The organism is [Clostridium] celerecrescens 18A (assembly GCF_002797975.1).
Taxonomy (GTDB): Bacteria; Bacillota; Clostridia; order Lachnospirales; family Lachnospiraceae; genus Lacrimispora; species Lacrimispora celerecrescens.
Genome location: NZ_PGET01000001.1, coordinates 2,937,153 through 2,952,625, shown reverse-complemented (window position 1 = coordinate 2,952,625; position 15,473 = coordinate 2,937,153). Strand labels below are relative to the sequence as shown.

Here is a 15,473-nt window from a genome sequence, read left to right as displayed (position 1 = left end):
GCCTCATTATTCTTGCCTCCTTTCTTGATTTATGCTACTATTATAATCATAAATTGCATAATGTATATTTATAATTATTTAGTATGCCATAAGTAATCATTATGATTGGAGGTGGATAAGATGATTGATACGAAACTTTATACGTTATTAGCAGTGGTCGAATTTAACAGTTACACACGTGCGGCAGAACATCTTTCTTTGACGCAGCCAGCGGTTACTCAACACATAAAGCAATTGGAAAAAGAATTGAATATTAAAATTTTCAATCGCGTTGGAAATGATATAAAGCCTACAAATGAAGGAAATATAGTCATTCAGTATGCCCGGCGAAGCATAGCCCTATATCAGAGGATGGAGCAAAATATTTTGGATGAGCAGCGACATGTCAGACGGCTTACGGTTGGAATTACCCATACTGCGGAAAGTAATGCAGTGGCAGAAGTGTTAGGAAAGTACAGCTCCAAAAATCCTGGTGCAAGCATAACAATTATTTCTGACTCTATAAATAATCTTTATGATATGCTGAAAAATTATGAGGTGGATTTAGCTGTTGTAGAGGGAAAAGTTCAAGATGACAGCATTAACTCGCTTCTGCTGGACACAGATTCCCTGATGCTGGTTGTATCAAACAATAATCTACTGGCAAAAAAGAGCATGGTAACCATAAATGAATTAATGAAGGAGCCATTGATACTTCGAAGACCCTCATCGGGGACTAGAAACCTGTTTACTGCCCACTTAGAAAGTAATAACATGTCACTTGATGATTTTAATGTCATTTTAGAAGTCGACAATATTGCAACGATTAAAGATCTTATTAGGCGGGATATAGGAGTTTCCATACTTTCTCGAAGCGTATGTCTGGACGAACTAAAGAAAGGGAAAATAACTGCATTGCCTATAGAAAATCTTAGCATGATCCGGGAGATCAACATTCTGTATCACAGCGATTTTAAACATGCAGATGTTTTGCATAGTATCATGAAGGAATATAATAAGGTGGTAAAGTTCTATGCTTCCTAATGCGGCCTGCGCAAAACGGCAAGCAATGTAATAGAGGCATAATGACAACTTCCTTAGCTTGTAACTTGCATCCGGAGAATAAGGGGGTGTTCCATTTACATGCATATTAAAACACCGGTATCACCAATCAAGGTGACACCGGTGTCTGTATCCTCAAGTCTTTATGTTTTATGAATGGGTACTCGTTATTCCGGTCAGTTTAAACATTCCTTCATAACTTCATATGCGCCTTTTTCTTTAATACCTGTAAAATAACCAGCCACGGCTTCTTCAAATCCAGGAATTTCACTTAAATCCTCATCCCAGAAGTCATCATTGGTGCAAACCGCATGAACAAGGGAAGCCGCATCGTCATCCTTATGATCAAAGAAGAACTGAAGAACCGGCTTATCATCCTTGATGGTGTATTCATCACCTGCAGGACGTGCTGCAACAAGGCCGTCGACCGTAAGGTTCATTCCGTTGTAGAATGCAATGTAGAAAGCGAAGGAGGCTGTTATGCATTTAGGAAGTGTACCTGTTTTGGCCACGTAGCTCTTAAGAGAGGGCATAACCCTGGCTTTCCATTTGGAGGTGGTATTTAAGGAAATGGATAACAGGGCATGATCAATAAATGGGTTTTTGAAACGCTCCGTAACAGAGGAGGCAAAACTCATTAATTCCTCCTTCGGAAGGGTCAGGGTAGGAATGATCTCATCATAGATGGTCTTATTCATAAAGCCGCAGATCACTTCGTCATTCATGCAGTCACGGACGATATCCTGTCCGGCAAGGTAAGCGCCTAATACAAAGGATGTGTGCGCACCGTTTAAAATGCGGACCTTTCTCTGCTTATATGGCTTGTGGTCGTTACAGATGATAACAGGGAGGCCTGCTTCTTCAAAAGGCAGTTCTTTCTTTAAGCTGTCCGGTCCTTCGATGACCCAGAAGCCGAAGACTTCACCGGTATCGATGATGTTATCCTGATAGCCTAGTTCTTCACAAATGGCAGCAGCTTCATTTCTCGGATATCCGGTTACGATACGGTCTACCAGAGTGGAGCAGAAGATGTTCTCCTCTTTGATCCAATGAATGAATTCATTGCCCAGGTTCCATTGCTCGGCGTATTTTAGAACACATTTCTCCAGCTCTTTTCCGTTGTTATCGATCAGCTCGCAGGAGAGGATAACAAAGCCCTTTCCGGCTTCCTTTCCGAACGTTTCAAATCTTCTGTAAAGGAACTGGGTCAGTTTTCCAGGGTAGCTTTCAGCCGGAACATCTGTAAACTGGCAGGAAGGATCGTAGGTAATACCTGCTTCAGTGGTATTGCAGGCAATGTAACGCAGGTCAGGATTATCCGCACAGGCCAATACGGACTCATAATCTGCATAAGGATTTAAGCATCTGCTTACACAGGAGATCACCCGTTTTGCATTTACCTTCTGCCCGTTTTCAAAACCGCGGAGGAAAAGGGTATAAAGTCCCTCCTGTTCGTTGATCATATCCGCAAGACCTGGTGCAATGGGCTGGCATAAAACAACCTTGGAGTTAAATCCGGTTTTTTCATTCAGGACATCGATAAAATAATCCACAAATGCCCTTAAGAAATTACCTTCGCCGAACTGCAGAACCCGTTCCGGGGCTTCCTTTAAAAGATATCCGTCATACCCAAGCTTTTCCAGTGTTTCATAACATAACTTTTCCATTGAATTTATCTCCTTTTTTCTTCTTTGCATATCTCAATCCGCATTCTGCATTCATATAGGGGAACAGAATGGCATAGTAGTTGAATTATAAGGTCACGCCCTGCTTAAAGATAGCCATGTCATGGAAACCTGCTTCTTCGGATTTCACCTTTTTGCCGGAAGCTACCTCCATGACAAAATCAAAGAATTCATTTTTAAGGGTATCCATATCCGAACCCTCGACCAGTACGCCACAGTTAAAATCAATCCAGTTACTTTTCTTTGTGCTTAAGGCAGTGTTGGTTGAAATCTTCATGGTCGGTACCGGGCAGGCAAATGGAGTACCGCGGCCTGTGGTGAACAGGACGATGTGGGCACCGGAAGCGGCAAGTGCCGTGGAGGCGACTAAGTCGTTACCAGGAGCACTTAAGAGATTTAAGCCCTTATCGCGTACCGGTTCCCCGTATTTTAATACATCTACGACCGGAGCGCTGCCGGATTTCTGGACGCAGCCTAAGGATTTGTCCTCCAGGGTAGAGATACCGCCCTTTTTGTTGCCTGGGGAAGGATTTTCGTAAATGGTCTGGTTATGACTGGTGAAATAGTTTTTGAAATCATTGATCAGATCCACGGTTTTATCAAAGGTCTCTTCATTCTGACAGCGGTTCATAAGAAGTGTTTCCGCTCCGAACATCTCAGGAACCTCCGTCAGAATGGTAGTCCCGCCTTTGGAAACCAGCATATCGGAGAATGCTCCTACCGTGGGATTGGCTGTGATTCCGGATAAACCGTCGGAACCGCCGCATTTCATACCAATGATGAGTTCGCTGCAGCTTACAGGCTCTCTGTGGAACGTACCTGCGTATTCAGCCAGCTGTCCGATGAGGTCCATGGCATCTGCCATTTCATCCTCAGACTCCTGAGTTACCAGGAATTTTACCCTGTTCTCGTCGTAATCGCCGATATAGGATTTCAGTTCGGCAACGCTGCTGTTTTCGCAGCCAAGTCCCAGGACCAGAACGCCCCCGGCGTTGGGATGGTTGATTAAATCAGCCAGAATGGTTCGTGTATATTCCTGGTCGTCACCCATCTGGGAACAACCGTAAGGATGAGGGAATGCGGCAATTTCGTCAATGGAGCCGCCTACGTATTTCTTAGCCATACGCTCCAGTGCAGTGGCTATGTTATTGACACAGCCAACAGTGGGTATGATCCAGATTTCATTGCGCACACCCACTTTTCCGTCTGGCCTGCGGTAGCCTTGAAAGAAACGTTCTTCTGTGGGGACAACAGCAGTTTCCTGTTTCTCATACGTATAAGTAAGTAAATCCCCCAAACCTGTTTTTAAATTATGCGTGTGAATCCAGGCCCCTGTCTTAATATGTTCCTTTGCCATGCCAATGGCACAGCCGTATTTGATGACGGATGAGCCGGCAGGTATATCGGCAAGGGCAAATTTATGACCCTGTGGTATATCTTCCAGGAGTGTAACGGTATTTCCGCCTATCTCTGCGGCAGTGCCGGAAGAAAGCGGCTTTAATGCAACTGCAACATTATCTCCGGAATGAATTTTGATGAAATCCTGCATAAGCTTCCTTTCCTTTCTTGGTACCAGAATCAATCGGTACATGTAATGTAAGTACTTACATAAAACATACACTATTTTGGTGCAGACGTCAATAGGGAAAGAAAAAAAGAGATTTTTCTTTTTATTTATGGGAACAATTTAAGAAAAAAACTGATTTTTTTAAGAAATAAAATCAGCAATAACTGTTGCTTTACAGAAATTTATCCTGTATAATGAAGCGAGAAAAGTGTAAGCGCTTACGCTTGCTTTGTGTATGGAAATTTTGATGAGTAAAAGGGACTACCAGGATGAACATTTATGACATTGCAGAACTTGCAGGAGTTTCCATCGCTACCGTATCCCGGGTGGTGAACGACAGCCCCCGTGTGAGTGAGAAAACAAAACAAAAAGTCAGGACGATTATGGAAGAACATGGCTATACTCCCAATGTATTTGCCAGGGGCCTTGGGCTTGATTCCATGAAGACCATTGGAATTTTATGTCCGGATGTATCAGATGCTTATATGGCTACAGCGGTAGCCCATTTAGAGAGCCGCATGCACGAGCATGGTTACGACTGTATTTTGTGCTGCAGCGGATTTGAACAGTCCGTGAAAGAAAAATATGTCAGCCTTCTTCTTGCGAAGCGGATTGATGCGCTTCTCATGGTCGGTTCTACTTATGCAGGAACAGGGGAATCGGATAAACATACGCAGTATGTCCGCGATGCAGCAAAGCAGGTTCCGGTATTTTTGATCAACGGATATCTGGATGGCGAGAATATTTATTGCGCTTATGGAGATGATTATCAGGCAACCTACGATGTGACCAGCCAGATGATTGAGACAGGACGGCGCAGAATCCTGTTTCTCTGTGACTCCCATTCTTACAGTGCAAATCAGAAGCTGGCGGGCTATGAATCTGCTTTAAAAGCCCACGGGCTTCCTGTGCTGGGAGATTTAAAGCTTTATGTAAAGAACCGGATCCATACGGTAAGGGATATCCTTCTGGAGCGCCGTGATTTACGATTTGACAGCGTGGTAGCCACAGATGACGGTCTTGCCGTAGGAGCGATTAAGTATGCCAATGCAAAGCTATTAAAGGTACCTGAAAATTTGTGCATTACCGGATTTAATAATTCAGCCCTGTCGATCTGCAGCGATCCAGAGCTTTCTTCCATTGATAACAGGGTCGAAGAATTATGCAACATCTCCGTCGATAATATGATGAAAATCCTTCTGGGAGAAGAAACGGAAGTTAACAGGAATAACCGGATTCCATGCCGGCTGATCAAGCGGTGTACCACAGATTTTTAGCCTATTGTCATTTCTTTCCGTGTATGCTAAAATATAATCTCAGTAAATATTGGAAATGCGCATTAATAAGGAAAGAGCGGTGGCAGATACGATGGAGCATGATGGAGATAATGTGGTGCTTTGCGGCGCCAATTCCTATGAGCAGAAATATTATTTTAACCAGCAGTTTGTGAGCCTCCCCGAAAGCATCAAGCAGGATCTTCAAATTATGTGCGTGCTTTATACCGAAGATGTAGGTGGAATCCTTATCATGGAATACGATGAGGATGGCACCCTGGAATTTAAGGTGACAGCAGAGGAGGGGGATTATCTGTTTGATGAGATCGGAAGCGTGCTGAAGATCAAGCAGTACCGGAAAGAAAAAAGGGAACTTCTGGAATCTTTGGAAATGTATTACCGGGTGTTTTATCTGGGAGAAGAATTGGAAGGCGGAGAAATAGATACGTGAAGCTTAGAATTGGAAATTTGACGTTGGACAACAACCTGATACTGGCACCGATGGCAGGAGTTACGGACCTGCCATTTCGTTTTCTCTGCAGGGAGCAGGGCTGCGGTATGGCGGTTACGGAGATGGTCAGCGCCAAGGCAATTTTATATAAGAACAGAAATACAAATGAGCTGCTTAAGGTGGCCGATGGGGAAGGCCCTGTCAGCCTCCAGCTTTTTGGTTCTGATCCGGATATCATGGCGGATATTGCGGCTAAAGTGGAAGAAGGACCCTATGCATTCATTGATGTGAACATGGGATGTCCCATGCCCAAAATTGTTAATAACGGCGAGGGGTCGGCGCTAATGAAGGATATCAGGCTTGCAGAGCGTATTTTAACCGCTATGGTAAAGACCGTTAAAAAGCCTGTGACCGTAAAATTCAGAAAAGGCTTTACAGAAGAGGAATGCAATGCCGTAGAATTTGCTAAAATGGCGGAAAGCTGCGGAGTGGCGGCAGTTGCTGTTCATGGCAGGACCAGGGAGCAGTATTATTCAGGAACAGCGGATTGGGATATTATAAGGAAGGTAAAGGAAGCTGTATCAATTCCGGTCATTGGAAACGGCGACGTATTTAAACCGGAGGATGCAAAGGCTCTTCTGGAGGAAACCGGCTGTGACGGGGTGATGATTGCCAGAGGAGCCAAGGGAAATCCCTGGATATTTAAAAGAACCCTTCATTATCTGGAGACAGGGGAGCTGCTACCGGGGCCTACCAGGGAAGAGATTGCTAAGATGATCATCTGTCATGGTACCCTGGAGATGGAGCACAAAGGAGAGGTGGTGGCCATGCGTGAAATGCGTGGGCATATGGCATGGTATACAGCCGGACTCCCTCATTCTGCAAAGCTAAGAAATGATATCAACCAGGTGGGAACCATGGACGAATTAAGGCGATTTGCGGAAGAAAGGATCGGAAAAATCTGATCAGAGAAATAGAATCAGGAATAGTTACATTCTTGACATTTTTAGATGTTTACGCTATAATATTTGGAATGCGAATGAGCGAGTATGAAACCAGGAGGAATCAAAAACCATGGTAGACAAGAAAAATATTTTAACCTACGAAGGCCTTAAAAGATACGAGGATGAGCTTCAGAATTTAAAGGTAGTAAAAAGAAAAGAGGTCGCCCAGAAGATCAAGGAAGCCAGAGAACAAGGCGACTTATCCGAAAACGCTGAATATGATGCCGCTAAGGATGAACAAAGAGACATAGAGCTGCGTATTGAAGAGCTGGAGAAGCTCCTTAAAAATGCAGAGGTAGTGGTTGAGGATGAGATTGATTTAGATAAGATTAACATTGGCTGCAAGGTAAAAGTCTACGATGTGGATGAGGACGAAGAGATGGAATTCAAAATCGTGGGTTCCACAGAGGCAAACAGCCTTCAGAATAAAATTTCCAACGAATCTCCGGTAGGTCATGCGCTGATCGGCAAGAAAGTAGGAGATGTAGTAGACGTAGAGACACAGTCCGGAGTAATTCAGTATAAGGTTCTGGAAATTCAGAGAGTGTCTTAATAAATTAGCCGTTCGATGAGCCGTCTGGCGAATCGAACTTCCTTAACATAGTTCACAAAGGAGTGCAAATAGGTGGCAGAACAGCAGAATCAAAACCAGAATCAGAATATGGAAGAGGACTTAAACCATTTACTGAAGGTTCGCCGGGAAAAGCTGGCAGAGCTTCAGGAATCGGGAAAGGATCCGTTTAAAGTTACAAAGTACGATGTTAACGTACACAGCAGTGAAATCAAGGAACATTATGAGGTATGGGAAGGAAAGGAAGTATCCATCGCAGGACGTCTCATGTCAAAGCGCGTGATGGGGAAAGCTTCCTTCTGTAATGTACAGGATTTAAAGGGCAATATTCAGTCCTATGTGGCCAGAGACAGTATCGGAGAAGAGGAATACAAGGAATTCAAGAAGCTGGATATCGGTGATATCGTAGGCATTAAGGGAAGTGCGTTTACAACAAAGACGGGAGAAGTTTCCATCCATGCTGAGAGCGTTCTTCTGCTTACCAAGAGTCTTCAGATTCTTCCGGAGAAGTTCCACGGTCTGACCAATACGGACATTCGTTATAGACAGAGATATGTGGATCTGATCATGAACCCTGAAGTAAGGGATACGTTTGTAAAACGTTCCCAAATCATCAAGTCCATCCGTGACCATTTAGATGCCCAGGGCTTCATGGAAGTGGAGACACCTATGCTGGTTGCGAATGCAGGCGGCGCTGCGGCAAGACCGTTTGAAACTCACTACAATGCTCTTGATGAGGATGTAAAGCTGCGTATTTCTCTGGAGCTTTACTTAAAGAGACTGATCGTAGGCGGTTTGGAAAGAGTTTATGAAATCGGACGCGTTTTCCGTAATGAAGGCGTGGATACCCGCCATAACCCAGAGTTTACTTTAATGGAATTATATCAGGCTTATACCGATTACCACGGCATGATGGATCTGGTAGAGGATTTATTCCGGTCAGTTGCCCTTAAGGTTCTTGGAACTGCTGTGGTGAACTATGATGGTGTGGAAATTGACTTATCAAAGCCATTTGAACGCATTACCATGGTAGATGCTTTAAAGAAATACAAGGATATTGATTTTACCACCATTCATACGGATGAGGAAGCAAAGGCTCTCGCAGACCAGTATCATGTGGAGTATGGGGCACACCATAAGAAGGGCGATATCTTAAGCATGCTTTTTGAGGAATTTGTTGAAGAGCATCTGGTACAGCCGACCTTTATTATGGACCATCCGGTAGAGATTTCTCCTCTTACCAAGAAAAAACCTGATGATCCCGATTATACGGAGCGTTTTGAGCTGTTCATTACAAAGCGTGAGATGGCAAATGCTTACTCTGAGTTAAATGATCCTCTGGATCAGATCGAGCGTTTTAAGGCTCAGGAGGCACTTCTTGCAGCGGGAGATGATGAAGCTAACTCCATGGATGATGATTTTGTAAATGCACTCATGATTGGTATGCCTCCTACTGGCGGAATTGGGATTGGTATTGACAGGTTTGTTATGCTGCTTACGGATTCTTATGCGATCAGGGATGTGTTGCTGTTCCCGACGATGAAGTCACTTGAGAAGTAATAGATTGCGGAAAGCTAGTAAAATCAAGGCTTTTAAGCAAGAGGGTTATTTGGTTATTTGTACTTTTGTACCAATTTTGTACCAACTAGAACAGAATTAATGTAACTTAGTAAATGCAAGAGTTATTATACGACATTGTTTAGTATAATAGCTCTTGCATTATTTTTTTTGTCATATAGGGGTTATCTTTTTGATGTAGAATAAAGAGGTGCAAAGATAGAAATGCAGTGAATAAGCTGAACTTAAAAATTCACAAAGAAATGAAACCCTGGTAGAGGATACAATTCTACCAGGGTTTTATTATGGTGAAAATATAGATTGATTACACTACTTCATATTTGCTGCCACCAAAATATAAGATTCCACAGCTTTTTTGGGAATCTTGTAAATTCGGCCAACTTTAAAAGCAGATATGGATTTTTCTCTAATTAGCCGATATGCAACATTCTCACTGATTTTTAAAACTTCACAAAGCTCGTTTAGTGTTAGGATATCTCCATAGTCATTAAGCATTATTTTTTTCCTTTCAAGTTTATTTGATAATTATTATATAAGATGTTCGTATTCTAATATGTAAAAATGCTAATAAAGGTTACATGATTTTAGATACTGCTATTTTATTTTAAATACGGCATAACATATTTGTAAGCAAAGATAATAGACTGTCCGACAGTTTTCCTTTGCTTGCCAGAGTATGTATCCCAGAGATACAAAAGTAATAGAATTATGAATAATTGATATGTAACCAATGAATGTAATAATTTAAAGTAACAGGAGGAAAAAATGGAAATAACAAAGAAGATAACTATACGCTGTCCCCAAGATAGATATATAAATCTGAAGGAGAAACTGGAGAAATTAAATATGACGCAATCAGAATATTTAAATACTCTGATTGAAAATGACTTAAAGGATAATAATGTTGTATTAAATCAAAAAGAGCTAATATGTGCAATAAGTAAGATATCTACATGTATAAATCACCTAGGAGAAAATTATCCAGAAGATGAAGATGTCATGAAATTAAAAGAGGAGGTACGTTCATCATGGCGAATATTATCATAGTAAACCAAGATTATCAGAATGAAGATGCAATTTATGATACAATTAATTATGTATTTGGTTCTGAATATTATCAGTATTCCGGAGCAGTAGGCTTATTATGGTATCCATCCTTAAGACAATGCCAAACTGATAAAGTATTGGGTGTAAATGAAATAGACAGTAATATAAAGTATTTAGCAGATTCGTTTCGAGCTGTAAAAACGGCATATAACAAATTGGATGGTCAGCAGGTGGTTCATATTGTAGTAGGATTTGAATGCAAAGATATTATGAATCCGACGTTGGCTTATATCTTTGCAGAACGGTTTGCTAATTACATAGGGCAGAGATTTCAAGTAATATATGGTGTTCATCAGGGGAGTGATTATAGCAAATATTATCTTCATGTGCATTTTATAATTAACACAATTAGCTATGTGGACGGAAATAGATTTTATGATCGTCGAGGAAATTATTATGATCTCGGTAATGCTGCAAAAGAAATCATGCCAAACGCTAAGTGGAATGTCTATAAGAAGTAGAATGAGTCGTTTGTTAAATCATAAAGGAAATCTAAGCAGCCGAAGCGTAGGCGCCATGAAGGCGCTACGGAGCGGAGAAAGTCTGCTTAGGTTTCTTTTATGAGGTATTAAGTCAGATAGTTTCAATGGGTAATTATGACAAAGATCAATTATATATTATTTAGATGGCACTGGTGAGTGCCTCAACAGTTGTACCGGTTCATAGCTGAGCAGTAATACCACTTGTATATAGATTTGGAAAAGGATAGCTTATTTATGGCGTGTATCAGTAAAGCTTTTTCCTGTTTTTAAGATTTATCGTAGGACCTTAAAATTCTACGATTTTTCTTTTCTCCTAACCTTGTATACTGAGTTGGTATAGACTGTATACTAGTCACTTAATGTTACTAAATATATTAACAAAACCAAGATTCACAGTCTATTTGAGAATTAAGCTGTTCTTCTGTCACTTGAGCTAAAGCTGTTTCTTCTGCGTCCAGAACGGAAATAATAAAGTTCCAGTCGTCCTTTTCTGGCCATGGGGAGGTTTCTTGTATCTGGTGGTACAGAACCGAATTATTCCGAATTGTTTCAATTGGAAGTTCCAACTGTCGCCGAGCACCGAGGAAATGGGGAAGGTTTCCTGAGGTAGCAGCAAGGGAATGAGCCATCGTAAAATAACGAAGTAAACGAATCCTTTCTGAACTGCCTCGCTGAATCCATTCCTTCTGTTTGCGTTCCCAGTCGGAAAAATTTTCAACCTGAGCCAGTTCTGGGATGATATAACGCTCCATATCGTCCTGTATCCGTGATTTAATGTCTTCAAGCTGCATGTCCTGAGGCTGGTAGTTTTTGAATCCATCAATCTTGTAACCAATGCGGTCACGGTATGGATGAAGATATCCCCAATCCGGTAGCAGAGTGTACTCCATAATTTGTGTGATCCAATATCCCTTTTTTATGTCCTCTGTCACCGCTCCTTCAAAGGCCATAATTTCAAAATAGAAGCTGTAACCTGTAACCACTGAATTCCAATGTGATCCTTTTATGCAAAGGGCAAGGCAACAGTCTCCTCGTTGAGAGTAATAGACTTTTCCAGAACTACGATACCCAGCTTTTTTCAATAAAGGTTTTACAACCTCTTTCAATACCAAATTCTTTTTTTCTTTAGAATTCATTTTGTCATAAAGCAAATCCTCCAATAAAGAATTATTTACAATTTATCAATAATCGTTTTTTAGAGAGCGAAACAATTAAGATATTGGTAAATCGCCTAATTGGAGTATTGCTTATATGTCCCCCCCTTTTTTTCTGCAGTTTCATAATTTACTAATTGCCAATCTTAATAACAATAGTTATATATCATAATCATGTACCTGCTATTTACTGTCTGCCCTTTAAATCGTTTTCTACTTCTTCCAGAGATTTTACGAAGGCCAACACAGCCTTAATTTGCTCTGGTGTCAACTTTTCTATTTGCAGGATTGCCTTTTTATGAATGTCAGATAAGGTCCTATTTTTTCCTATGACCTTTAATTTGGGTTCTGTTCCTTCTAAGATCCAGGAAGTGCTATAGCCATATTTCTCTTCAATCAACGTAGCGAGGGCTTGAGATATGTTGTAGTTTCTACTGTTTATGATTGCAGAAATATAACTCTCAGTAACCCCCAGTTCCTTAGCCAGTTCTTTTTGCTTTAACTGGTTTTCTTCTAGTATCAGTTTGATTCGTTCGCTTAAATTCAAATTGATCACCGCCTTTATACAGAATGTTAACACAGCAACTAAATTCAGTCAAGAAAATAATTATAACAAATAAACCGAATCATGGTAAAATGATGTTAGTTATGAAAGGAATATTCTTGTTAATATATTAAAAGAATGCTAAGATATGGGCATAACTTATTCTGTTTTTTCTACCACCATGACAAAAAATGTCATGAAAAAGTAGTATAATTTTTTAAAAAGAATATAGGAGCAAGAATGGTCAACAGTAAAAAAAAACTAAAAATCATAGAATACTGGGAATTTATGTAAGATTATGCCAGGGCAAGATCATTAATAAACGAGATGAAGCCGATAAGTATGAGGTAGACGAACGCTCAATCCAGAGGGACATTGACGATATTCGAGCGTTTTTAGCTGAACAGGCAACTTTGGGGATAGCAGATGTCAGAGGAGTGGAATATATCCGATCCCAAAAGGGTTTTTTAATGACAGGTAATGAAGATAAATTTCTAAATAATGGTGAAATTCTTGCAATCACTATGATTCTTTTAGAGAGCAGGGCATTTACTAAGAAAGAGATTGTATCAATACTGGATAAGGTAGTTGCAAAGTGTGTATCATACAAAAATAGGAAGATGGTCGAGGCTTTAATAGCAAACGAACAATTTCATTATGTAGAATTATCCAGTATATCTTTTATTCAAGACAAAATCTGGAATATTGGTACAGCAATCAAAAGCAGTAGTTTAATGAAAATTTCATATCGTAAACAGGCGGAAGATAATGGTTTAGTGGAACGAATGATAGAACCATTGGCTATTATGTTTTCCGAATATTATTTTTATCTGATTGCCAATATTGTCAGATTAGATGAAGAAAGTGGCATTATTCAGCAGATACATCAATATCCGGCAGTGTTTCGTATTGACCGGATTCAATTTTATCAAATTATGGATGTGAAATTTAAGATACCGTATAGTGACAGGTTTCAAGAAGGAGAATTCCGCAAACGGGTACAGTTCATGTATCCGGGAGAATTGATTAAGATTCAGTTTAAATATATGGGAAAATCGCCGGAAGCAGTTCTTGACCGACTGCCTACCGCACAAATTATAAAACAAGTTGATGGAGAGTACACCATTGAAGCAGAGGTATACGGGAAAGGTGTAGTGATGTGGCTTTTAAGTCAAGGGGAGGCGGTTGAGCTTCTTAAGCCTGTGAGCATGAGAGAGCAAATAATAACAACATTAACGGGAATGATCTCACGATATAAATAGAATTCAGGCTATAATGAGATAAAGTATAGGGAGATTATATGGATGAACGAGTTTGTCTGTGATAAATGTGGAAAATGTTGTAGAAATCTGAAAAAATCGTTGCTTTATGCGGACTTGGATGATGGTACGGGAACTTGTATTTATTATGATTGCAGGACGCATTTATGTAAGATATATGAAAAGAGACCTATTTTGTGTAATATCAAAGACACATATATATTCTTTCAGAATGAAATGACGTATGAGGAATATTTGTCGTTAAACTACGATGCCTGTAAAATACTTAAGGAGGAAAATTAAATGCCAGTACCATTTATATTAGCCGGACTAGCAGTTGCTGCTGGAGCCGCTGGAATTATTAAAGGAGGAGAAGCAATTTCGAATAATTCGAAAGCGAAAGATTTAGTAAATGAAGCACAGAGGATTTATGATGAAGCAAAAGAGCGATTAGATTATCAGCGTATAGAAACGACAGGAAACCTGGATTCTCTTGGACGTGTAAAACTGGAAGCTTGGTCAGGTGAAATAGGTTCTTTTATTCAGCTTTTTAAAACATTTAAAAACGTTTCTTTGCAAGGAAATGTGGAATTAAATGAGAAACTTAAGATGCAGATAGCGAATCCTCAAAGTCTTAAGAACATGAAAACAGCTTCTTTAAAGGCATCAGAGGTTATGAGAGCAGGTATTGGTTCTCTGGGAGCAGGCGCACTTGCAGGTATTGCATCTTACGGCGGTGCTATGATGTTCGCCTCTGCGTCTACTGGAACAGCAATTGCTTCACTGTCCGGTATTGCGGCGACAAATGCTACGATGGCTTGGTTTGGCGGAGGCTCTCTGGCAGCTGGAGGCTTAGGGATGGCCGGAGGTTCTATGGTGCTAGGAGGAATTGTTGCGGGACCGGTTTTGGCAGTAGCCGGGTTTATTATGGCGGCTAAGTCAGAAGAAAATTTGGCTAATGCACAAAAAACACATTCAGAAGCGAAGAATGCAGCAGAAAAGATAAATATCATGACAGATTTTATGACCAGTGTTTCAGCGATAGCAAGTAATCACGAAGGATTTATATGCGAATTCAGGAGTATGTATGCACCGGTGCTGAGCCAATTAAAGGAAGTCCAACATCAAGCTTATGTTGTACAGGAGACCTATTTAGGAAATCGTATTAAAAGATTTTTTTGCCTGAAAGTCAAAATTGATTTTAGAAAATTGAGTATGCGTCAGCAACAAGTATTACATATATCATGGCTTATGGCTCAGGTACTATATTCAGTCTTGTCGGCACCAATTTTGACACAGCAGGGTGACCTGGATTTAAATGCTGAGACGGTACTGACTGGGGCGAATGAATCTGTTAACAAGATCTCGATTGAGCAACAAAGGCTGGAGCAAATCCCAGAAGATGTTTCTTTGCAGAAAATGATTCCGTACAAACAGGAAAATGATTCTGTTAATGCCACCACTATAACAAGATCTGTAAGCACAGGAAAGAATGAGACAGGAGCGGTACTCAGCTTAACAAAGAGGCTTTTGCATTTTATTAAACTGATGGTTTTATGGAGTATGAGCATTTTGTTTGTGTTGGCCGCAATTGGCACTTTTACAGTATCCATACCAGTGGGCGTTGCATTTCTCGTGGTATCAGCCTTATTTTGTCCTTTATTATTCAGAAAACAGAAAACATGGGTTAAGGTTCTGATGGCAGTGGGTCTTTGGATTGGTAGCGGTTTTTTCCTGGTACTTTGATTTGAGCCGG

The 15,473-nt window shown here is 40.7% G+C and carries 14 protein-coding genes and 1 pseudogene; 10 read left to right on the top strand and 5 right to left on the bottom strand.

Features of this window, described 5'->3' with window-relative positions; translation table 11 throughout:
- Positions 1-120: 120 nt before the first annotated feature.
- Positions 121-1,023 (top strand): LysR family transcriptional regulator, encoded by a 903-nt coding sequence (locus H171_RS13605; protein WP_100305633.1) that lies wholly within the window; start codon positions 121-123, stop codon positions 1,021-1,023.
- A 194-nt stretch (positions 1,024-1,217) separates the two neighbouring features.
- Here H171_RS13605 and H171_RS13600 read toward each other — a convergent pair whose 3' ends face one another.
- Both H171_RS13600 and H171_RS13595 read right to left on the bottom strand, forming a co-directional pair.
- Positions 1,218-2,708 carry a tagaturonate reductase gene (locus H171_RS13600; protein WP_100305632.1) on the bottom strand — a complete coding sequence of 497 codons (1,491 nt, stop codon included), beginning with the start codon at positions 2,706-2,708 and terminating at the stop codon, positions 1,218-1,220.
- A gap of 85 nt (positions 2,709-2,793) precedes the next feature.
- Positions 2,794-4,275 (bottom strand): UxaA family hydrolase, encoded by a 1,482-nt coding sequence (locus H171_RS13595; protein WP_100305631.1) that lies wholly within the window; start codon positions 4,273-4,275, stop codon positions 2,794-2,796.
- Between the two features lie 287 nt (positions 4,276-4,562).
- On the opposite strand from H171_RS13595, the gene H171_RS13590 reads away from it, so the two are divergent.
- From H171_RS13590 to lysS, 5 genes and pseudogenes are all read left to right on the top strand, one after another.
- Positions 4,563-5,570 (top strand): LacI family DNA-binding transcriptional regulator, encoded by a 1,008-nt coding sequence (locus tag H171_RS13590; RefSeq protein WP_100305630.1) that lies wholly within the window; start codon positions 4,563-4,565, stop codon positions 5,568-5,570.
- 91 nt (positions 5,571-5,661) lie between these two features.
- Positions 5,662-6,018 (top strand): DUF6145 family protein, encoded by a 357-nt coding sequence (locus tag H171_RS13585; protein WP_100307527.1) that lies wholly within the window; start codon positions 5,662-5,664, stop codon positions 6,016-6,018.
- Positions 6,015-6,983 carry a tRNA dihydrouridine synthase DusB gene (gene dusB / locus H171_RS13580; RefSeq protein WP_100305629.1) on the top strand — a complete coding sequence of 323 codons (969 nt, stop codon included), beginning with the start codon at positions 6,015-6,017 and terminating at the stop codon, positions 6,981-6,983. Before H171_RS13585 ends, dusB begins: the two co-directional genes overlap by 4 nt.
- A 109-nt stretch (positions 6,984-7,092) precedes the next feature.
- Complete coding sequence (gene greA / locus H171_RS13575) at positions 7,093-7,575, top strand: transcription elongation factor GreA (protein WP_024291264.1); 483 nt, start codon at positions 7,093-7,095, stop codon at positions 7,573-7,575.
- 108 nt (positions 7,576-7,683) lie between these two features.
- A pseudogene (lysS, locus tag H171_RS13570) lies at positions 7,684-9,144 on the top strand (lysine--tRNA ligase); the annotation flags it as partial.
- A gap of 336 nt (positions 9,145-9,480) precedes the next feature.
- Here the strand turns inward: lysS and H171_RS13565 are convergent.
- Positions 9,481-9,666 carry a helix-turn-helix domain-containing protein gene (locus H171_RS13565; RefSeq protein ID WP_100305628.1) on the bottom strand — a complete coding sequence of 62 codons (186 nt, stop codon included), beginning with the start codon at positions 9,664-9,666 and terminating at the stop codon, positions 9,481-9,483.
- Between the two features lie 270 nt (positions 9,667-9,936).
- Here H171_RS13565 and H171_RS13560 point away from each other — a divergent pair, with 270 nt between their 5' ends.
- Positions 9,937-10,218 (top strand): hypothetical protein, encoded by a 282-nt coding sequence (locus H171_RS13560; RefSeq protein WP_100305627.1) that lies wholly within the window; start codon positions 9,937-9,939, stop codon positions 10,216-10,218.
- The gene (locus tag H171_RS13555) at positions 10,200-10,739 is read left to right on the top strand and encodes a relaxase/mobilization nuclease domain-containing protein (RefSeq protein WP_100305626.1); all 540 of its coding nucleotides are present in this window, start codon (positions 10,200-10,202) and stop codon (positions 10,737-10,739) included. The genes H171_RS13560 and H171_RS13555 overlap by 19 nt, the downstream gene beginning before the upstream one ends.
- Before the next feature lie 395 nt (positions 10,740-11,134).
- Here the strand turns inward: H171_RS13555 and H171_RS13550 are convergent, their stop codons facing one another.
- Together H171_RS13550 and H171_RS13545 are read right to left on the bottom strand one after the other, a co-directional pair.
- On the bottom strand, positions 11,135-11,911 hold the full coding sequence (locus H171_RS13550; RefSeq protein ID WP_157803162.1) for a DUF4304 domain-containing protein: 777 nt from the start codon (positions 11,909-11,911) through the stop codon (positions 11,135-11,137).
- A 190-nt stretch (positions 11,912-12,101) separates the two neighbouring features.
- Positions 12,102-12,461, bottom strand: coding sequence for a helix-turn-helix transcriptional regulator (locus tag H171_RS13545; protein WP_100305624.1), 360 nt, complete (start codon positions 12,459-12,461; stop codon positions 12,102-12,104).
- Positions 12,462-12,928: 467 nt separating this feature from the next.
- Here H171_RS13545 and H171_RS13540 point away from each other — a divergent pair, with 467 nt between their 5' ends.
- Together H171_RS13540 and H171_RS13530 are read left to right on the top strand one after the other, a co-directional pair.
- Complete coding sequence (locus H171_RS13540; RefSeq protein WP_242976962.1) at positions 12,929-13,720, top strand: helix-turn-helix transcriptional regulator; 792 nt, start codon at positions 12,929-12,931, stop codon at positions 13,718-13,720.
- A gap of 300 nt (positions 13,721-14,020) precedes the next feature.
- Positions 14,021-15,463: a hypothetical protein gene (locus H171_RS13530; RefSeq protein WP_100305621.1), complete on the top strand. Its 1,443-nt coding sequence runs from the start codon at positions 14,021-14,023 to the stop codon at positions 15,461-15,463.
- Positions 15,464-15,473: the final 10 nt, after the last annotated feature.